The sequence below is a fragment of the Chitinophagales bacterium genome, from assembly GCA_020636535.1.
Taxonomy (GTDB): domain Bacteria; phylum Bacteroidota; class Bacteroidia; order Chitinophagales; family JADIYW01; genus JADJSS01.
Map to the genome: position 1 here is coordinate 1845302 of JACJXT010000011.1, position 21763 is coordinate 1867064.

Below are 21763 nucleotides of genomic sequence, written 5' to 3' on the forward strand. Positions count from 1 at the left end.
ATGCAGTTAAATCAGAAACCATATACTATAAATGAATTAGCTTTAATCGTTAATGGACAAATTATTGGTGATACCAATACGACCATTCACTTACCCAATAAAGTTGAAATTGCCACAAAAGAGGAAATCAGTTTTATTGGAAATAAAAAATATATTGATTATATACATACTTCTAATGCTGGAATTCTCATTTTAACAAAAGCATTGTTTAAAGCAGACTTTGAACGACCTATTATTTTAGTAGATGATGCTTATAATGCTTTCGCTCAAATATTAGATTTGTTTATACAAAAAGATATTCCTACAATTAGCGACAAAGCAATTATTGATACATCTGCAAGAATTGGTAATAATTGTTGTATTGGTGCAAATACTATTATTGGAAAAAATGTTCAAATTGGCAATGACTGTATTATTTATCCAAATGTAACTATTTACGATAATTGTATTATTGGTAATCATTGCATTATTCATAGTGGAACTGTTATTGGTAGCGATGGTTTTGGTTTTGCTCCAAACAAAGATGGTAGCTTTAAAAAAATTCCACAATTAGGCAATGTTATTATTAATGATGATGTAGAAATTGGTGCTAATTGTACTATTGATAGTGCTACTCTTGGTTCAACCATAATAGAAACAGGTTGTAAGTTGGATAATTTAATTCAAGTAGCACATAATGTAGTAATTGGTGCTCATACTGTTATTGCTGCACAAACAGGAATTGCTGGTAGTACTATTATTGGTCATCATTGTATGATTGGTGGACAAGTTGGATTTGTAGGTCACATTACTATTGCACCATATACAAAAATTAATGCACAAAGTGGTATTGCACAAAGTATAAAACAAGAAAATTTAGTTTTATCAGGTTCGCCAGCTTTTAATATGCGAGATTATTTTAAATCGTCGGTTTACTTTAAGCAACTTCCAGATATTATTAAACGACTAAGTACTTTAGAAGAAAAGAATAAAAATAAATAATTACTTATATTTGTTTACTTATGCTACAACAAAAAACCTTAATTAAACCTATACAATTCTCTGGTGTTGGCTTACATTCTGGACATCAAGCAACAGTTACACTTTTACCAGCAGCTGCAAATACTGGAATAAATTTTCATAGAACAGATGTCAATCAAAAAATACCTTGTTCTCCAAAATATATTACAAACACTAATAGAAGTACTACTATAACCTATAATAATATATCTATAATTACTATTGAACATTTACTATCTGCTTTGTATAGTTTAGAAGTTGATAATGTTATCATAGAAGTTGACAATGACGAAATACCAATTTTAGATGGAAGTACCAAACCAATTATCGATGCCATTAATCAAGTTGGTACTATAGAACTCAACGAAGCAAAAAAAGAGTTTGTTATTAAAAATTATATAGTATGGAAAGATGATGCTACTGATGCAGAGTACATGTTTATGCCACACAATGAATTTTCTGTTACTTGCTTAATTGATTATCCTTCAAAATTAATACACAATCAGTTTGCTGTTTTAAATAGCTTAGACGAATACTACACAGAAATTGCACCAGCCAAAACTTTTTGTTTCTTACACGAAATAGATTTTTTATACAACAACGGATTAATTAGAGGTGGAAGTATTAATAATGCATTAATTTATTCAGAAATTCCATTAAGCAAAAATAAAATTCAATGGATAGCAGATACTTTTAATCAACCTATCAATTCTATACCTGAAAAAGGTATACTCAATCCATTAAATCAAAGTTTTGATAACGAAGCAGCAAGACACAAAATTTTAGATGTTATAGGTGATTTAGCACTTACGCAAACCTATTGGCGAGGAAAACTCATTTGCTACAAACCAGGTCATGCTTCAAATGTTAGATTTTCAAATTTTCTCTATGAAGAAATATTACACAACAACTTAGCGTTTAGTCAATAATTTTTTTTATTAACTAAAATATTTTTAGTTTATATTTTAATTATCACTATATTTTATTTTAAATACACTTAGTTATTTTAAATATTGATTACAAAATCATCAATATTCAATAGTATAAATTCCAATACTTTTTTATATCTTTAATCGTATTAAATTATTACGATGAACGAAGTATATATCTACGATTGTATTAGAACTCCAAGAGGAAAAGGCAAAAAAAATGGCAGCTTATATGAAGTTACGCCAGTTACACTTTTAGCACAACAATTAAAAGCACTAGAAAAAAGAAATAATCTAGATACGGCTTTTGTAGAAGATGTAATTATTGGTTGCGTTACACCTATTGGCGACCAAGGTGGCAATATTGCTAAAACAGCAGTTTTGTACGCAGATTGGTCTCAGACAGTTCCAGGTTTTCAACTCAATCGCTTTTGTGCTTCTGGATTAGAAGCCGTTAATTTGGCTGCGATGAAAGTTCGGTCTGGTTGGCAAGATTTAATTGTTGCAGGTGGTGTTGAGTCAATGAGTAGAGTACCAATGGGAATGGATGGTGGTCCTTGGGTTTTAGATATGCAAGTCAACAATAAAACCGATTTTGTTCCTCAAGGAATTAGTGCCGACTTAATTGCAACTGTAGAAGGTTTTTCTAGAGAAGCTTGTGATAAGTATGCACTGCGTTCACAACAATTAGCAGCAATTGCTAAGCAAGAAGGTCGATTTAATAAATCTATTGTACCAATAGTAGATATTAATGGATTAACGATTCTAGCTGAAGACGAATTCAACAGACCAGATACTACATTGGAAGGTTTAGCTTCATTAAATCCATCTTTCCAAATGATGGGAGAAATGGGTTTCGATAGCGTAGCACTTCAAAAATATTCAGAATTAGAAAAAATAAATCATGTGCATACACCAGGAAATTCTTCTGGCATTGTAGATGGTGCTGCTTTAGTTTTAATTGGTTCTAAAGCCATTGGCGAAAAATTAGGTTTAAAACCTAGAGCCAAAATAGTATCGGTTGCAGTTACTTCTACCGAACCAACTATTATGCTTACTGGTCCTGGTCCTGCTTCTAAAATTGCACTACAAAAAGCTGGTATGACAATCAACGATATTGATTTGGTAGAAATGAACGAAGCATTTGCTTCTGCTGTTTTGAGATTACAAAGAGATATTGAAGTACCTGATGAAAAATTAAATGTAAATGGTGGAGCAATTGCATTAGGTCATCCACTTGGAGCAACAGGTGCAATGATATTAGGTACTCTAGTTGATGAACTAGAAAGAAGCAATAAGAGTACTGGTTTAGCTACACTTTGTGTTGGTGGTGGTATGGGCGTTACTACTATAATAGAAAGAGTATAGAAAAGTAATTTTTTTCAAACTAAATAATAGTAAATATTTATATATCTGGTTATTCCAGTATTTATCTATGGCTTGCAAGGCATTATCTTAAAGAAAAAAATGATTTATTTATTTTATCTTATTTCATCATTATTATTTGCATATTTTTCTTATATTGTAAATAATGAATTGTAAGTAGCAACCTCTGAAATCTCAAAACTATTAAAAGTTTGAAGTTCATACAATAAATATATAAGATGTACTACTTTTATAAACTATAATACACTAGAAAAATACTATGATTCGTCAGTTAAATAATCAAAATAATATTTTTCATAGTAAGTATAAAATAAGACATAGTTCCTATATTATCTTTTCTGTTTATGTTGTTTGTCTAGGTTATCTACTATATACTATTTTAGACGGAATTAATAAAGGTTATTTGCTTTCAGCTCTTATTGTATTAATTATGTTTATTGTATTGTTTTTAGGAATGCTTTATTTTATTATTTGGATATTATATAAATATTTTTTCATATGGTATCCTAAGTTTATTATAAAAGACAATACACTTTCAATTTTCTATATAAAAACCAAACACATTAATATAAAAAAAATTGAAAAGATAACTCATAATACTACAATTGAAATAAGTGGTCTATTTTATTCTCATGAAAATATTGGAAGCATAATAGAACTATACGACAAAAAAGTAATTCATTTGGTTGAATTAGCCTATGAAAATTTTGATGAATTTAAAACAATACTACCTTGTAATCCATCAGAAAATAGTGAAAACTCATAGCCAATGCTATATTACAATTTTAAAAACTAGTATAAATATATAATTTGTATTACTTTTAAACTATGGTACTACCAATAGAATAATAAAAATTATATTTTACAAACACAAACTATTAATATTTTTTCAATGAATTCAATATAACTATATATAAAAATACAAATAATAATAAAGAAGAAGAACAATATATTATTCCAAAAAATAAAAAATATAATTGTAAAGATTGGATATTAATTAAAATAGATAATATAAATAAAGAGTTTAATGTTAAAAAATATAATGAAGAACTTGTTTTAACAAAAGAATGGATTCCAAATGATGATTATACTTTTCCTTCCTCATTATTATCTCAATTCCTACGCAATAATTGAGTTGTATAATTTATTCAACAAGTCATAGGTCATGAAAAAAACTTCCAAAAAACAATTTATAGATTTATGTTATGTTTTAATTGATTATTTTTTTATAGGAATAGGTGTTTATTTGGTTTTGATTTTCCTTTTATTATTGTTATATTATTTGGGATTTGATTTATTAGACATAGAACAGTTTTGTATATTTAAAAACAAGGGCATTCTTTCCTTTATTTGTCAATATAAAAATGAACTTTGGATCAAAATTCTCATTATAATATTCTTTATATGTTCACTCTATCTGTATTTAAAACTATTTAAAATGTGGAACAGTATATTTTATAAAAAATGATATCTAAGAAATATCATAAATTCACAATAAGAATTAAAATACTAGTACATATATATCTAAGATATCTAAGAATCCGAACTAGCAAAACCAACACAAGGCACAGTCAAAAATCCACTAGATGTAATTGACTTTAAATTGAATAGAGTTTTGGATTAGATTTTCTGTTGCTGAATTAATTGCTCAAAATTATCGACCTTAAAAAATACTTTAGATTTTTTATTTGCATTCTTTTCTACTAAAAAACCTAGTTTTACTAACTCAGTTAAATCTGTTCTAGCAGTTTGATTAGAAATGCTAAACCTATTTTGAATCTCATTTACTGTTAAAATTAAGTTCGAGTTATCATATAGCCATTTTAAAATATACGCCTGTCTTTCATTAATATTCTCTATTTTCTGAAAATCGGCAAGTTTCTTTTTTTCCTTAATTTTCCGATTAATATAATTTTTCAATTCATCAAATGCAAGTTGCAATGTTTTTATCTTATAATTTATAAAATAAGTTAAATCATTATCATCTATTTCTGTATATAAATAAGCTAATGCATACTGTGTTTTACTTTTTACAATTAAACGAGAAATAGATAGATATTCAGTTAGCCAATATCCATTTTTTAATAAATACCAATAAAATAAAGCTCTTGCTGTTCTTCCATTTCCATCTACAAATGGATGTATAAATCCTATCATAAAATGTATTATAGAACCTTTAATTATAGGATGTATAAAGTTAGTTGAATTATTAGTGTTAAAAAACTCAAACAAATCATTCATTAAGTTGTCTATATACTCAAAAGAAGGTGGTGTATACATTATTTCACCATCAATTACATCAACTACATTTATTTCATTAGAATCTCTATAAGTTCCTTCATGCATTTCATTATCTAGTGTGTTATAAGTTATTAATTTATGAATCTCTAATATTCTTTGCTGAGTTATAGGTTTATCTTTAATTTCTAAAATATGCTTAATTGTATTATAGTTATTTAAAATCATTTGCTCAGATTTACTCTTAGGTTTCTTGTTTTTTCTGAGCATTTCTTTTGCTTTCTTTCTAGTGGTTACAGCTCCTTCAATTTGGCTAGAGGCAATCGCTTCTTCCATAATTGAGTTAATTAAATATCTTTTTTTATCATTTTCTGTAATAATGGCATCTGAACTCAAATTTCCACCAAAGTTTAAGTCAAACTCGTGTAATCCTTTTTGTATACTGTTAGTTATATTATATTCAAACGAATAATTTGCAAAATTTATTTTCTTAGAAAAAATTCTACTCATCTTTACTACAGACCAAAGAACTTCTGGATTAATTGAAATTGGTGCTTTTTTATATTTTACTTTATCCCAGTATAAATAATCATCGTTTATTTTTTGGACAAACTCATTAATTTCTGGACTTTTACTAAAATTATTTGCTTCAGAAAAAAGTTTATTTTCATACCAAATAGGTGCTTGTTCAATTTTTTTCATAAAAAACAATTATTTCCTAATTCTTGAGATTTTAGGAGATTTTAGTAAAAGTAATAAATTTAATGTCAAAATCTCCAAATTTTTGAAATTTTAGGAGATTTTAGTATAATTTCTATTTCTTTAGAAATGGAATAGTTTATTAACTATGCACCATCTCATAATTCCATTGCTTAAATGCAAACTGCCATCTTATATTAATTTCTTGAATTACATTTGCAGGCAGTGCTTTAAACTCATTCTTCTGATACTCACCTAACGATGCAATATAACTACTCATTGCTGTTTCAACCTTATCAAAATCGGCAATCGTTAGTTGCTCATAAACTTTTGCAATTGTTGGCATTGGTTGTTCTTCTAAATCAGTATAAGCAATTTCAATTAGCTGATGCTTAGGCAACTGCTTCGCATCATCAATATATTTTTGCATAATGGTTTCGTAGCTATATAAAATGCGTTCATGTATCTCTGCTTCACTCAGCTCTTGCAAAAATTGCGAGCCAATCATTTTTTTATAATGATGTTGCATAGAGCGATACACTTCATACGGATTTCTATGAATAAATATAAACTTGGCATCAGGAAAAATTTCTTTCAATTCTTTAACTCTACCAGTGTTGTGTGGATTTTTCAATAACAATGGCTTCTTTCCACTGTTTAAGTAAGCTATTGTTTTTAGCAAATGCGTATACTCTTTTACAAATCGTCGTTTTTCATATCGAGTTACACCTTTAAAAGTATGATACTTATCGTGGTAACTAATATTTCTAGGAAAATAAAACACTTGTCCACCAGTATGTATCGACAAACTCGTAAACGGTTGTTCTTCTTCCGATGGATAATCAGGATGCAATTGAATATTATCTTGTGGTCTTTTATCTGGCATTAAAGGCGTCAATAAAACTTTCAACCAAGTTCTACCAATCAAACTAATGTTCATTAACATTGCTTGATAATTGGTTAAAAAATCAAACTGCTTGTCTTTCGATAAAATATAGTGTAAATGTGTTGTTCCACTTCGCCAATGTCCAATAACAAATAATGGCGGATATTGTTTTAAATCTACTTTTTTAATTCGTCCATTAAATAACAATCGTTGTAGTAATTGAAACGGTTGAGCCAAAGTGCAAAACAACCAAATTTTAGCTGCCATTTTATATCTAGATTGAGCAATTTTGTTTCGCCAAAACAACTTAATCCAAACATGATAATACGCCATAAAGTAAGAATGTTCACTTACTTCGTACTCTTTTTCTTTGCTAGACATAGCACAAAACTACGCCAACAATATTAAAATTATCATTAATAGGTGAAAATCACCATTTATAAGTATAGCACTTAAATTACGCATTAGAAAAAATAGGTCTTCAATTTAAGATTGCGTAGCTACACCACGCTTTACTACTTAAAAGTTAGTGCTAATAAAGTTGAAGTACTATGCAATTCCTATTTAGAACTAGCAGCATGAAATGTAACTATGTGTACAACTCATGATATAAAAAGCACCTAATGCGTAATTTGAGAGCATAATAAGTTGTTTATTGATATAAGGTACTTTTTATCGTAGGTAAGTACCAATAAGAATTATATGTTTACTGAACTCTGTATTCTATAATCAATAAAATAAAAAAGTCGCCTTAAAAAAGACGACTTTTACTACTAACTATTATTGGATGAGATAAGGTTTAACATGGTAGTGCATTACAAATACCTGTTAGTATTGCAACGCCTAATTGTAATATTATTTGACACAACAAACCGCCTACTACTGGAATTGTTGTAACGCCTATTGCTGCACATATCGTTTGTCCTGCAAAAAGATTAGTAAGTGTAACTGCTAAATTGCAAATATCTCTTAAAGGACAAGCTTGTACTCTACCATTTATTAATGCTGGAGTACCTAATTCTTGTTGTAAAGACGGATTTTCTTTGATTGCAGTTGCAAATACATCTTGTAATTGTGTTTGATCCATTTTAGATAATTCTGGATACTTGTTTGCTAAACCTGCTAAACTTGTTCCAAAAACTTTTAATCTTGCTATAAAATCATCATAGCTCATACCTAGTAAGTCTGTTGCTTCTTGTATTTCTGCAGTACTTGCTGTTCCTGCATTCATTTTATCAATTATATTTTTAAGTCTTGCTATTGCTACATCGTTGTTTAATAACTCTTGATTCATATTAACATACAAATCTTTTGCTGCTACAATAGCTTCTACTAAAGCATCGTCATTAGCTAATTGAGAAGACAATTGAGTTTGTGTTTCTGTTGGAGCAATTGCTTCTACTTTTTTACAACTTGTGTTTAATGCAACAATACTTAAGGTCATAAATACGATTGCTAAAATTCTTTTTTTCATTGAATAATTTCTTTTGGTTAGCTAAAAATAGGTATATCATTTAATAAAACAAATATTTTTAGCTGTTTTTTTCTAATTCAACTAGTTTAAAACCAACGCCATGTACATTTTGTATCTCTACAGAAGTATCTTCTTTTAAATATTTTCTTAGTTTGGTGATGTATACATCCATACTTCTTCCTGCAAAATAACTATCGTCTCGCCATATTTTTTTAAGCATGGTTTCTCTTTTTATTGGTATGTTGATGTTTTTTGCCATTATTTCTAGTAATCCAGCTTCTTTTTTGGTGAGTTGTTTTTCTTCATCATTTAATGTAAGTGTAAGATTGGCTGCATCTAACACATAACTGCCTATATTAAAGACTTTTATTTCTGGTTCTTTATTTCTAGTTCTTTTTAAAATGGCTTCCATTCTAAATATAAGTTCTTGCATTTCGAATGGTTTGGTAATGTAATCATCGCCACCAGCAGCAAATCCTTTATAAATATCTTCTTTTAGCTCTTTGGCTGTAAGAAATATAATTGGTGTGTTGTCCTGTAAATCTCTAAGTTCTTTGGCTAGTGTAAATCCATCTTTTTTTGGCAACATTACATCAAGTAAATACATATCGAATTTATTTTTAAAGATGGTTCTTTCTGCATCTATTCCGTTGTTACAATGTTTTACGGTGTAACCATATTCTTCTAGCTGATCTTTTATTGTGAACGCTAAAGCTGGATCATCTTCTACTAATAATATGTTACTACTTTTATTGTTCTTATCTATTGTCATAACTCTTAATTGTATTAAACCATAATGAAAATGTAGAACCTTCATTTATATTGCTACTTACTTCTATTTTTCCATTGTGTCGTTTTACCATATTCTTTACATAAAATAAACCAATACCAAACCCTTTAACATCATGAATATTGCCACTACTTACTCTATAAAACTTTTCAAAAATCATGCCTTGAATTTCTTTAGGTATGCCTTTTCCGTTATCTGCTACTGAAATTTTTATTTGATGGTCTATATTTTGAGTATTGATCATTATACTTGGTTTTTTGTCGCAATACTTAATGGCATTGTCTAGCAAGTTAAAAATAATATTTTTAATGTGCATTTCATCTCCTTGTATAACGCAGTTTGTTGCATTTAATTGTAGCTGAAGTGTCCCTTCTAGTTCTGTAAGTCGTGGTTTAAAGTTTTTGCTAACAGTAGTAATGATTTCGTGTAGGTTAATGTTTGTTAAATCTAATTGTATTTGTTTTGATTCTAGCTGAGATACTTGTAAAACTGCTTCTACTTGTTTTTTTAGTCGTTTGTTTTCATCTCTAATAATGGTTGCATAATTTTTTAATCGTGTTGGATTGTTGATGATGTCGTCTTTCATTAAAACATTGCTAGATAACTCTATAGTTGCAATTGGTGTTTTAAATTCGTGTGTCATGTTGTTTACAAAATCGGTCTTAATTTCTGAGAGTTGTTTTTGTCTTAAAATGACATTGATGGTATAAGCAAAAAATCCGAGTACAATAATTAGTACTACAGAAAAGAATAGTAGTAAACGCAAATCTTCATCATAGTAAAATGATATTTTTTTGAGATATATGATTTCTATTTTATCTACAAAATAGTAGTCTACTTTTTTTAGCGAATTGTATTTTTTGTTGAGTTGTAGTGTTCTGTGTTCTATCTGTTTGTTTTTGCTATAAATATTATACTCTATTACACTACTTATTTTTTGTTGTTTATAATTAGCAAGCACAACATTTAAAAAGTCTATTATTTTAATTGGTTCACTAAATTCTATAGTTTTTGTATTTATTTGTGGTGATTCTATTCTAAAATAAACTTTATCATCATTGGTTTCTTTGATGATGTCTAATGCAATTCCGCGAAGTGCCATTAGTGAATTATTTTCAAACTCGTTTTCTTTTAAATCGAGCATTTGTTTTACCCAAAAAATTTGTGTGAAAATTATTCCTGTTAATGAAATAAATGCCAATATAATAATATTTCGTATTACTTTATTATTCATTATTTTTGGTCTAAATTTTCGAGCATGTTTACAATAAACATAAACACAAATGATACCATATAAATACTAAAATAAAAAAAGGAAACACTATAAAGCATAATCATTATTTCTTGAAAATGAGTTATTTTATTACCTGTAAGCAAATTGCCTACACTAATTATTGCTAGTATAATCAAAATAAAAATAACTACCGAAAACACTATATATACTGGTTTGCTATACTGTTGTTTATACATAAAAAACGGATTCATAATTACATAAATCAACAAACCAGTAAACATATAAGCATATGCTCTTTCGTCGTGAATTTGAAATAAGAATAGCATGGCAGCAATCAAACATTCAATTAAAGCAATAAACAATAATTGATGCCAAAGATTAAAATTTTTGATGCCGAATAGAACAAATCCTTTCATAATTGAACTCTAATTTAAACATTTGTGATAAGAGTAGTAGATTTGTGAAAAAAAATATGTCGGAATCTGCTATTGCTTTTGAAAGATTATTGGAAATTATGAACGATTTACGAGCAAAATGTCCTTGGGATATGAAGCAGACGACTCAATCGTTGCGAAAATTAACCATAGAAGAAACTTACGAACTTTCTGAAGCCATTTTAGAAAATGATAGTAAAGCAATTAAAGAAGAGCTAGGCGATTTATTTCTACATTTGGTTTTTTATAGTAAAATTGCTCAAGAACAAAATGAGTTTACAGTAGCAGAAGTTTTAAATGGTGTTTGCGAAAAACTAATTTTTAGGCATCCACATATTTATGGAGATGTTGAAGTTGCTGATGAAGAAGAAGTAAAACGAAATTGGGAACAGTTAAAACTAAAAGAAGGTAAAAAATCTATTTTAGAAGGCGTGCCAAATGGTTTGCCTGCAATGAATAAAGCACAAAGAGTACAAGAAAAAGTAAAGCAAGTTGGTTTTGATTGGGACAATAGCGAACAGGTTTTTGAGAAAATTCATGAAGAACTAAGCGAACTAAAAATTGCTTTACAAAACAATGATACTGATGAAATAGAAGACGAATTAGGCGATGTTTTATTCTCTATTATTAATTTGGCAAGATTTAAACACATAGATGCCGAAGCTGCTTTAGAAAAAACGAACAAAAAATTCATCAAAAGATTTCAGTGGATGGAAAACAACAGCAACAAAAATAATTTAAATTTACAAGATATGTCTATTGCTGAATTAGAAGCACTTTGGCAACAAGCAAAACAGTACGATTAAAATGAAAAAAGCGACTACAAAAAATCAATTCCTAATTATTGCAATAGCAGTGCTGTTGTTTTTAATTGGTACTATTGGTTTTGTAGATTATTTTTTTTCTAGTAAAGCCAACTTAAAAGGTGCTAAAACACAGCTCGAAAATATCATTAATAAAAAAGAATATAGAGCTTTAAAATTATTAGAAAGTAACACATTTATAAAAAACTCAAATAATTATCAATATTTATACGATATTGGTAACAGATATAACAAAGAGAATATAGCACTTTTTGTATTTAAAAATGATAATTTATGGTATTGGTCGAGTAATGAAATTAGTATAAAAAATGCATCGTACTACAAAGAAGAAAATTTGCAGTTCTTTAAAACAGGAAATGGTTATTATTTAAATATATTTAGAAATATTAATGATTCTATTGATGCATTAATGGCAATTCCTATTTACTACAACTATCCTATTGAAAATAAATATTTGCATTCTGGATATGCCTTTAAAAAAAATATATTTAAAAAAATTGGACTTACTTTTAAAAAAGACAAAGGCACACTACCCATTTATACTTCAAACAATACTTATTTATTTTCTATAGTAGCCGACAATACTTCTAAAGGTTATGTAAACACATTTTTACAAATATTAGAAATATTATTAATTATATTATTAATTATTTACTTAACGCAATGGATACGATTACTTTTTCGTGAAAGGCATACCAAACAAGCACTACTTATTTTATTTTTATCAGTAGTATTTATAGAGTGTTTGTTTAACCAGTTTCCAATATTTTCATTTACGCAAAACAGTACTTTATTTTCAGAAACACTGTATTCTTCAAAGTTTTACGGACATAGTTTAGGTACTTTACTAATACATTTACTGCTAATAGTTTGGTCGTTTTCTTTCATCAGAAATATAGAAGCCAATTGGATAAAAAAAACAAATAAAAACAATTTAATAATAATATTTCCAATAATATTATACTACATACAACTTTTAGTAATTAGTAATATTGTACACAACTCAACCATTAACTTTAATTTTTATCAGTACAACACGCTTGATGTATTTACTTATGTTGGATTATTTGTAATTGGCTTAACTTTTATCATTGTAATACAAATTTTAAATTGGATTTTTTCTATAGAAAGAAAACAAAACATTATTTACTACACCATATTATTTAATGTCATTATTTCCTTTATTTTTTACTATTTCAATGAGTTTTCATCGTTAAAATTTGCTGGATTTACTGTTTTGTGGAACATCACTTTTATTTTTATCTTTTATTTGAAAAATGAAATTTCAGAGAAGTATTATTTCATTTCGTCTTTAATAATGATTGCTTTTATTTCTGTATTCACTACGGTTTTAATTGTAAATAATTCTAATGAAAAAGAATTTAATATACGAAAACATCAACTAAGAGCATTAAACACAGAACGAGATTATGGCGAAGAATTTGAATTGGCAGAAATTGAACAAGAGTTGCTAAATGATAACTTTATTATAAAATACTTTCAAAATCCTTACATTTTCAACTTCGATTTAGAAAATAGAGTAGAACGATATTTTAAATCATTTTCAAAAATATATTTAATTAATGTTTATGCATTCGATATGCAGAACAATCCAATCAAAGGAGCAGTTATCAAATCAAATGAATATTTTAATAAATTAATTAACAACAAAAATACCGACACTATTTCTAGCAACATGTACTATGTTCCATTAAAAGAAACTGGAGAAAAATACATTGGCAAATACGAAATAATTGCAGATTCTACTTTAGTTGGAAATTTATTTGTAGAGTTTATACCTAGAATTTTAAATACTTATAGTGCATATCCAGAGTTATTAATGAACGATAAAAAGTACTACGATGAAGAGTTCGAAAATTTCTCCTACGCCATCTATAGTAAAAATAAACTCATCAAACAATCTGGTGATTATGAATACAGTTTAGTCTATAATTTCGAAGACAAGCATACAACAGAATACATCAGAGATATAAAAAACAATTATATTCATAGTATTAACTTTAATGACAATAAAGTAGTAGTCATTTCAGAACCAATAAAATCACTATGGATTACATTTGCAATTTTTTCATTTATTTTTCTATTTATTCTAATATTATTATTACTAATAGATTTCTTAGGTTTATCTTATCATCTTTGGATAGACACAGCAATCAAAGACTTCTTTATCAACAACACACTACAAAAGCAAATACAAAATGCAATGTTGTTTTTACTTATTTTAGCATTAATATTTATAGGAATAATTTCTTTCGTATATTTTAATAATCAATTTAAAAATCATTACAATCAAAAATTAACAGGCAATATTATAGTCGTTACTAAAAACTTCAAACAACTTTTTAATGAATATTATCCAACTTATGGCAACAATACTTACGATTGGGTACTCAACAATCGACTAAAACAGCGGTCTGATATTTTTGGAATCGACATCAATGCATACAATGCACAAGGCGATTTAATGGCAAGTTCTCAACCAGAAATTTTTAAAACCAAACTCTTGTCCAACAAAATAAATGAAGATGCTTTCTACAATCTCAACTACTTGTACAAATCAAGATATATACAAGATGAACACATTGCCAACTTAGACTATGTTAGTGCATACACAGCCATTTCCGTTGATGGGAAAACACTGGCTTATCTACAATTTCCGTACTACAGTAGAGATAAAAATTTTAGAGCAGAAATATCTTATTTCCTCGTATCATTAATAAATGTATTAGTTATATTACTAATAATATCATCAGTAGCAGCAGTATTTTTATCAAGAAGCATTACCAACTCACTATCTATTATTGCAGATAAATTACAGCAAGTACGACTCAACAAAAAGAATGTTCCTTTAGAATGGAACAGAGATGACGAAATTGGTTTATTGGTAAAACAGTACAATTTAATGTTGGCAGAATTAGAAAAAAGTGCAAAACTCTTATCTAGAACAGAACGAGAAGGTGCTTGGAGAGAAATGGCAAAACAAGTAGCACACGAAATAAAAAATCCGCTAACACCAATGAAACTAAGCATTCAGCACTTGCAAAGAGCTTTGTTAGATGATAGCGACGATGTAAAAGCACTCACCAAAAAAGTAAGTCAACGACTAATTGAACAAATAGACAACCTTACAGATATTGCTTCTGCCTTTTCCGATTTTGCTAAAATGCCAAAAGCAGAAAAAGAAAAAATCGACCTATTGCCTGCTATCATTTCTACTGCCGATTTGTTTAGCGAAACCGAAAACATAACAATCAATCTACAATTACCTACCAAACCATGCTATGCACTTGGCGATAATAATCAGTGGTTGAGAGTTTGTACCAACATTATAAAAAATGCCATACAAGCAATTCCTGAAAACGAAAACGGAATTATAACTATTACATTAATAGAAAAAGAAGATAATTATTTATTGAGTATTGAAGACAATGGAAAAGGCATTGAACAACATCAAGTAGAAAAAATATTTGAACCAAACTTTACTACAAAATCTTCAGGAACTGGATTAGGTTTAGCTATTTGTAAAAATATTATAGAACGAATGGACGGAAGAATTTGGTTTGAAACACAAGTCGATAATTATACTATATTTTATATATCTATACCAAAAATAAATGAATAATATGAATATTGAGAAATCTAAAATCTTATTTGAAAAAGCAAAAACATTAATGCCAGGTGGTGTAAATTCTCCTGTTAGAGCATTTAAATCTGTTGGCGGAACACCTATTTTTATAAAAAAAGGCGTTGGTTCAAAAATTTACGATGTAGATGATAATGAATATATAGATTATTGTTGTTCTTGGGGACCACTCATTCTTGGTCATGCCAACGATGCTATTGTAAAAACAATACAAACAACTGTTGCCAACGGAACTTCTTTTGGTACACCAACCGAACAAGAAAATGAATTAGCAGAATTTATAATCGAAAATAATTACTATGTAGAAAAAATTCGTTTTGTTAGTTCAGGTACAGAAGCCGTAATGTCTGCACTGCGTTTAGCAAGAGGATATACCAAGAAAAATAAAATCATCAAATTTGAAGGTTGTTATCATGGTCATTCTGATAGCTTATTGGTTAAAGCTGGTTCTGGCTTGGTAACTTTTGGCGAAAGCACCTCTGCTGGTGTTCCTGCTGCTTTTGCTGCCGAAACTATTGTTTTGCCTTTAAACGATAAAGATGCAGTTACCAATTGTATCAACGAGTTAAAAGATGATATTGCAGCAGTAATTATTGAACCAATTCCTGCAAACAATGGCTTGTTAATTCAAGGTGGTGAGTTTCTACGATTTTTAAGAGACATCACCTTAGAAAACAATATATTACTCATTTTCGATGAAGTTATTTCTGGATTTAGAGTGCATTTTGCTGGTGCTGCTGGTTTGTATAACATTCAACCAGATATTATTACTTACGGAAAAATTATTGGTGGTGGAATGCCCGTTGGTGCTTACGCTTCTTATCATCATATTATGAAACATATTTCGCCAGAAGGTGATGTTTACCAAGCAGGAACACTTAGTGGAAATCCTGTGGCAATGGCAGCTGGTTTAGCTCAGTTAAAGCAATGTTTTAAAGAAGGTTTTTATGATGAATTGAATAGAAAAACACAAATTTTAGTCGATGGAATTCAAAATCACATCAATAATAAAGCATACGAAGTAACCATATATCATGTTGGTTCAATATTTTGGTTTGCTTTTTCTGATATGGCACAGCTTACAAAAGCAGAACACATTAACGCAGGAAAAATGTCTTTGTTCAAGCAATTATACCATTACTTGTTAGACAATGGTATTTATATTGGTCCATCTGGCTATGAAGTTGGATTTGTATCTGCAGCACATACAGAAGCAGATATTCAAAAAACAATTACTATTTTTAATAGTGGATTAGATGAGCTATTTCAATCAAACAATAAATAATGCTATTACAAATTTTTGAGAACAATATAGATGACAGAAAACTAACGCAAGTAGTAGACTGCTTAAAAAAAGGTGGTCTAGTAATTTATCCAACAGATACAGTATATGCATTAGGTTGCGATATTTATAACAAATCTGCTATAGAAAAAATTTGTGCTATCAAAGGAATTAAACCCAATAAAATTAATTTTTCTATTATTTGTAATGACTTAAGTCACATCACTGATTTTACCGTAAATGTAGATACGCCAACTTACAAACGCATGAAACGATGTTTGCCAGGACCATTTACCTTTATTTTAAAAGCCAATAATCAAGTACCAAAATTATTTAAAAACAACAAACGCACTATAGGTATTCGTGTACCAGATAATAAAATTCCACTAGCAATAGTACAACAACTAGGCAATCCAATTGTAACAACATCAATTCATCACGAAGACGATATTATAGATTACATTACCGACCCAATGGCAATTTATGAACGCTACGAAAATGTAGTAGACATAGTAATAGACGGTGGCATTGGTGGATTAATTCCATCTACCATTGTAGATTGTACCGAAACCGAACCAATAATAGTACGACAAGGAGCAGGCGACATTGATTTGTTGTACTAATGATTTTTATATTAGTTGCCACATTTACATATTATAATAAAATATTATTGTTAAATTATAGACTAACTACAATAGTTAATAAAACAACATATAGCTTACCATACGGTTTAAATGTTCTAAAAAAAACTTGCGTATTTTAAGTATTTTAATGAAAAATACGCAAGTTATAAATTGCAAGGATATTTAAAATAAGCAAAAACATATCTTTTATATAGTATTGAGAATAAAAACATTATAAACAAAAAATATTTTTAGTAAAAAAGTATACGCAAGTTATTTTATTGCGTATATTTGGGTGATGTGCAAAAGTCTCCGCTACCGCTGCGTCTTTTGCACATCGGAGGGCGGATTACATCCGCTGATGCGTCGAACGGTCTTCGCTGTCGCTACGACCTTCAACACATCAGCGGATTTGCAAAATCCTTTCGCTTTGTGTAACTTCGTTACACGCTTCAGGACTTCGCAAATCCGCCCTCCGTTGTGTTCAATTAAAAATCTAGATAAAGTAAATGAAGGATTATTATTATTTACTTGGAATAAAGCCATCTGCTTCCAAAGAAGAAATAAAAAAAGCGTATCGAAAACTATCGATGAAATTTCATCCTGATAAAAATGAAATGGATGACTTTTTTAACGAACGGTTTAAGGATATTCAAGAGGCTTACGAAGTGCTTATAGACGATTCAAAGAGAAAAAACTATGACTTCGAATATAAAAACAACAATACATTTTCTCCTAAGCAAAATAGAGGAGTGAATTTTCATCCTGAAATTGAATACTTTAAGTCTAACTTAAGTGAATTCGAATATGACAAGGAAATTACCTTTAATTGGAAAACTATTAATGCAGATAAAGTTAATCTAAACCCCTTTGGAGAAGTAAATTCAATTGACAGCAAAACATACAAGATAAAAGATTTTCTTAATCCAGCTATGACCTTTGAATTAGTTGCTGAAAATTCAAACATAGGTCGGGTCGTTAAATCAACATTAACCTTATCAAATAAAACATACAACGAATTATATAAACACTTCAAATTCAAAATCCAACAAGAAGAATGGCGTTCTTCTCAATCGAATCAAAGTCAATATAGACAAGACACCCAATCCAGTAAAATACGGTATGAAAAGGAATTGGAACTATCTGATAACAGAATACTTCAAATTATTAAGGACTTAGGCTATTCAGGAAACACAGAGGTAAGGATAAGCCACAAAAATGTAGAGGATGGTTTCTACATACTCAAAGGTCGTGCGATTGCATACCAAATAGTTAGTAGCAAAATAAAGATGGAATACTACATCGAAAAGTACAATCAAAATAATGGACAATCGATTGAAGTTGGTGGAAATAGAATCAATGGGATTGGAAAAGGAAGTCCTGTTTGGCTTAATGGTAAATTAGCTCCCGATGGTGTCTATGAAAAGGGTTGGTTTTCTAAAATTAAAGTCATTAATGGACGAGTATATTAATAAAAGAGCACAACAACAGTGCCCGTTGCACAACTGGATAAAAAATGCTAAAAATTATAAGTATACACTATTACATATACTTATTTATGTAAAATGTATTTTGGGTTTAATATTTTTGTGTGGTGCTTTTAGTAGCTTACTGGTACAAAAATGTTAAAAAAATAAGCTTTTTATGTTGTTTTTTAGTGTTTTTTGACTTATTTCTATTGCTTTTATGGCTGTTTTTCTAGTTTGGGTAATAAACTTTAAGTACTTCTGTAAGTTGTAAGTCATGGCGGCTAGTAGTACATGTTTGTTGGCTAATGCTATGCCTCGTGTATTGACTCGCTTCATGTTTCTAAAGTTTATCAGCGTACCTAATACTGGTTCTACTGTGCTGCTTCGCTTGCGTATCATGCGTTTGGCATAGCTTGCATTTTGTGTAAGTCGTTCATGCATTCTGTCGTAGTAGGGTTTGTCTATGCTGTCTTCTATCTTTTTAAACTTGGTTACTTTGCCACAACAGTTTGCTCTTAATGGACAATCTTTACAATCGCTCTCACTGCTTCTATATTGTTTTTTTTCATATCCTTTGCTATCTGTTTTTATGCCTTTGTACTTTAGTATAGCTCTATTGCCTTGTTGGCATTCGTACTGGTTTTCTGTTGCATTATATCTAAAGCCAACTCTTTCTGCTTTGTATTGTCCAAAGTTAGGAATATATGCTGTTATGTTTTGTTGTTCTAAATATTTCAATGCTTTGCCACTGCTATATCCAGCATCGGCTATTACTTCTGCTATCGTAATATGGTTTTGTTGTAAATTTGTTTGTGTTTGATTAACTATTTGCTCTAAGCAATCACTATCTTTTTTGTTGGCATAATCTGCTAATGCTCCTGTTATTACATGATTTTTGTCGTCTACACTTACTTGTGCTAAGTAGTTTAATTGTCGTGGTTTGCCTGGTTTGGTTGATATTCTTGCAGCTGCATCTGTTTTGCTATAATGGGTGTGATTGCTCACAAATTTTGGGCGTATGGGTTTGCCATGTTCATCTAACTGCTTTGGATTAACCACATGACCTGGCATCTTTTTATACGCTTCTGCTTTCCATTTATGATGTCGCTCTACTAATTGTTTTACTTCCTTTTTTACTTTGAACTCACTATTTTCATCTAATTCATTGGCATATGTAGATACATCTTCTAACACTTCTTTTTCTACCAAGCTATCCATACTTGCATTGGCTTTTACAAAAGCACTATCTATACATTGGCGTTTACCTGCTACCATTTGTTTAGCAATACACAGCTGTAATACTTGTTGAAATATCTTGATAAATATATCTTCTCCATACAAAGCTCTAGTTCTTGATAAGGTTGAATGACATGGCAGAGTTTCATCTAAATCGTAACCTATAAACAAACGGATAGACAAGCTATCTGCACAGAAAGACAACAACTGTCTATCGGAGTTAATATTGTTGAGATAACCTACTATCATGATTTTAAAGAATACCACAGGATCTATACTTGGATTGCCTTCTGTACCATAGTATGGTGCTGTTGCTTTGTAGAGCCATTGTAAATCTAATGCACCATTAAGTTTACGATAGTAGTTACCAGTTGGTACTAGTTCTTGTAGTGAAGTGTATACCATTAATTTTGCTTCAAATTGTTTACGACCTTGCATGTACAATAATACAAATAGTATACAATATAAAATATTTTTACTATAAACATTTGTTTATATCAAAAACTACACTTATCTTAGTTGTGCAACAAACACCTTTTATGTTAGCTGTGATATTATGACGACACTTACGACAAGAAACGAAATAGTAAAAACGAAGAGAATTATTGGCTCTGAACTGACTAAAATGCAAAAAGCGTTTTACGATGAAGAAATGCTACAATACTATAAGGACGACAATGAAGAATATTTGTATTGGGAGCAATTTGACTGCATAAAGAATGAAGAAATAGACTATTCGACTTTTAATAAAATTATCGGTTTAAACTATTCAGACATTGACACATTTACAGACACATTAACAGAAAAGCTAACCGAGTTATTTAAGACTTTAAACATCAATGAATTCATAATAATTTCTCACTTAAAACTTGATTTCTTTGGTAACAGAGACAACAAGTTCAAGCCATTAAAAAAAGCGTACAAAACACTTGAAAAAATTGTTGGCAACAAGACATTTAATGAATCATTCGAAATTGACATTTACAGTTTGTCAGACTTTATTGATATTCTCTTTTGGACAACTCGTTGCGACCCAAGTGTAGCTGAATACATTTTCCTGTTTGACAAAGACGAACAAATTCAGTTTCATATATGCAAATACGGTAATCTTCATTTAACAGAATACAATAAAGAACAACTAACCGAAGATAAACTAAAAAAACTCGGTTGGACAATTATTGAAGGACAAGAATTTGACAATTTTACCACTGACGGAAAAATTGAAGGACGAAAAATTAAATTATGACAAGAAATACCACTGCCAACATCGGTGACCGTTGCACAACTGGGTAAAAAATGCTAAAAACTATAAGTATACACTATTATATATACTTATTTATGTAAATTACCTTTTAAATTATTATTAAACCGAATTCAGGTTATTAGGTATTTTTTATACCATTAATTGCACATATAGTTACTCCAATTGAAGTATTTCATACTTCTGGTTCTAAATAGGAAGTGCGTAGAACTTCAACTTTATTAGCACTAGCTTTTAAGTCGTAAAGCGTGGCGTAGCTATGCAATCTTAAAAAACAAACAAAATAAAAACCTACTTTTCCTAATGCGTAATTTGGGCTAGTCTACCTACGATTT

The 21763-nt window shown here is 29.3% G+C and carries 17 protein-coding genes; 10 read left to right on the forward strand and 7 right to left on the reverse strand.

Going from position 1 to position 21763, the window contains the following annotated elements:
• The 4 genes from lpxD (at position 1) to H6553_08560 (ending at position 4080) form a co-directional block, all read left to right on the forward strand.
• A complete protein-coding gene (gene lpxD / locus H6553_08545) occupies positions 1-981 on the forward strand; it encodes a UDP-3-O-(3-hydroxymyristoyl)glucosamine N-acyltransferase (GenBank protein MCB9033871.1) in 981 nt (326 codons plus the stop codon).
• A 20-nt stretch (positions 982-1001) separates the two neighbouring features.
• The gene (lpxC, locus tag H6553_08550) at positions 1002-1928 is read left to right on the forward strand and encodes a UDP-3-O-[3-hydroxymyristoyl] N-acetylglucosamine deacetylase (protein ID MCB9033872.1); all 927 of its coding nucleotides are present in this window, start codon (positions 1002-1004) and stop codon (positions 1926-1928) included.
• A 162-nt stretch (positions 1929-2090) separates the two neighbouring features.
• Entirely contained in the window at positions 2091-3296 is a 1206-nt protein-coding gene (locus H6553_08555; protein ID MCB9033873.1) for an acetyl-CoA C-acetyltransferase, read from the forward strand.
• Positions 3297-3573: 277 nt separating this feature from the next.
• A complete protein-coding gene (locus H6553_08560) occupies positions 3574-4080 on the forward strand; it encodes a hypothetical protein (protein ID MCB9033874.1) in 507 nt (168 codons plus the stop codon).
• A gap of 854 nt (positions 4081-4934) precedes the next feature.
• On the opposite strand, the gene H6553_08565 is transcribed toward H6553_08560, so the two are convergent.
• The 6 genes from H6553_08565 to H6553_08590 all read right to left on the reverse strand — a co-directional run bounded on the left by H6553_08565 (position 4935) and on the right by H6553_08590 (position 11051).
• Positions 4935-6254: a Fic family protein gene (locus H6553_08565; protein ID MCB9033875.1), complete on the reverse strand. Its 1320-nt coding sequence runs from the start codon at positions 6252-6254 to the stop codon at positions 4935-4937.
• 139 nt (positions 6255-6393) lie between these two features.
• On the reverse strand, positions 6394-7518 hold the full coding sequence (locus H6553_08570; GenBank protein MCB9033876.1) for a sulfotransferase: 1125 nt from the start codon (positions 7516-7518) through the stop codon (positions 6394-6396).
• A gap of 418 nt (positions 7519-7936) precedes the next feature.
• Positions 7937-8611 carry a hypothetical protein gene (locus tag H6553_08575; GenBank protein ID MCB9033877.1) on the reverse strand — a complete coding sequence of 225 codons (675 nt, stop codon included), beginning with the start codon at positions 8609-8611 and terminating at the stop codon, positions 7937-7939.
• 58 nt (positions 8612-8669) lie between these two features.
• Positions 8670-9383, reverse strand: a complete 714-nt coding sequence (locus H6553_08580) for a response regulator transcription factor (GenBank protein MCB9033878.1) — start codon at positions 9381-9383, stop codon at positions 8670-8672.
• The gene (locus H6553_08585; protein MCB9033879.1) at positions 9370-10635 is read right to left on the reverse strand and encodes a HAMP domain-containing histidine kinase; all 1266 of its coding nucleotides are present in this window, start codon (positions 10633-10635) and stop codon (positions 9370-9372) included. The genes H6553_08580 and H6553_08585 overlap by 14 nt, the downstream gene beginning before the upstream one ends.
• Positions 10635-11051 carry a hypothetical protein gene (locus tag H6553_08590; GenBank protein MCB9033880.1) on the reverse strand — a complete coding sequence of 139 codons (417 nt, stop codon included), beginning with the start codon at positions 11049-11051 and terminating at the stop codon, positions 10635-10637. Before H6553_08590 ends, H6553_08585 begins: the two co-directional genes overlap by 1 nt.
• 56 nt (positions 11052-11107) lie before the next feature.
• Between H6553_08590 and mazG the strand changes: the two genes are divergently transcribed.
• The 5 genes from mazG (at position 11108) to H6553_08615 (ending at position 18934) form a co-directional block, all read left to right on the forward strand.
• A complete protein-coding gene (mazG, locus tag H6553_08595; GenBank protein ID MCB9033881.1) occupies positions 11108-11875 on the forward strand; it encodes a nucleoside triphosphate pyrophosphohydrolase in 768 nt (255 codons plus the stop codon).
• A gap of 1 nt (position 11876) precedes the next feature.
• On the forward strand, positions 11877-15536 hold the full coding sequence (locus tag H6553_08600) for a GHKL domain-containing protein (protein MCB9033882.1): 3660 nt from the start codon (positions 11877-11879) through the stop codon (positions 15534-15536).
• A gap of 1 nt (position 15537) precedes the next feature.
• Positions 15538-16842: a glutamate-1-semialdehyde 2,1-aminomutase gene (gene hemL / locus H6553_08605; GenBank protein MCB9033883.1), complete on the forward strand. Its 1305-nt coding sequence runs from the start codon at positions 15538-15540 to the stop codon at positions 16840-16842.
• Entirely contained in the window at positions 16842-17462 is a 621-nt protein-coding gene (locus H6553_08610) for a threonylcarbamoyl-AMP synthase (protein ID MCB9033884.1), read from the forward strand. Before hemL ends, H6553_08610 begins: the two co-directional genes overlap by 1 nt.
• Positions 17463-17971: 509 nt before the next feature.
• Entirely contained in the window at positions 17972-18934 is a 963-nt protein-coding gene (locus H6553_08615; GenBank protein ID MCB9033885.1) for a J domain-containing protein, read from the forward strand.
• A gap of 153 nt (positions 18935-19087) precedes the next feature.
• Here H6553_08615 and H6553_08620 read toward each other — a convergent pair whose 3' ends face one another.
• Entirely contained in the window at positions 19088-20605 is a 1518-nt protein-coding gene (locus tag H6553_08620) for an IS1182 family transposase (GenBank protein ID MCB9033886.1), read from the reverse strand.
• Positions 20606-20723: 118 nt separating this feature from the next.
• On the opposite strand from H6553_08620, the gene H6553_08625 reads away from it, so the two are divergent.
• On the forward strand, positions 20724-21413 hold the full coding sequence (locus H6553_08625; protein MCB9033887.1) for a hypothetical protein: 690 nt from the start codon (positions 20724-20726) through the stop codon (positions 21411-21413).
• The last annotated feature ends 350 nt before the right edge of the window (positions 21414-21763 follow it).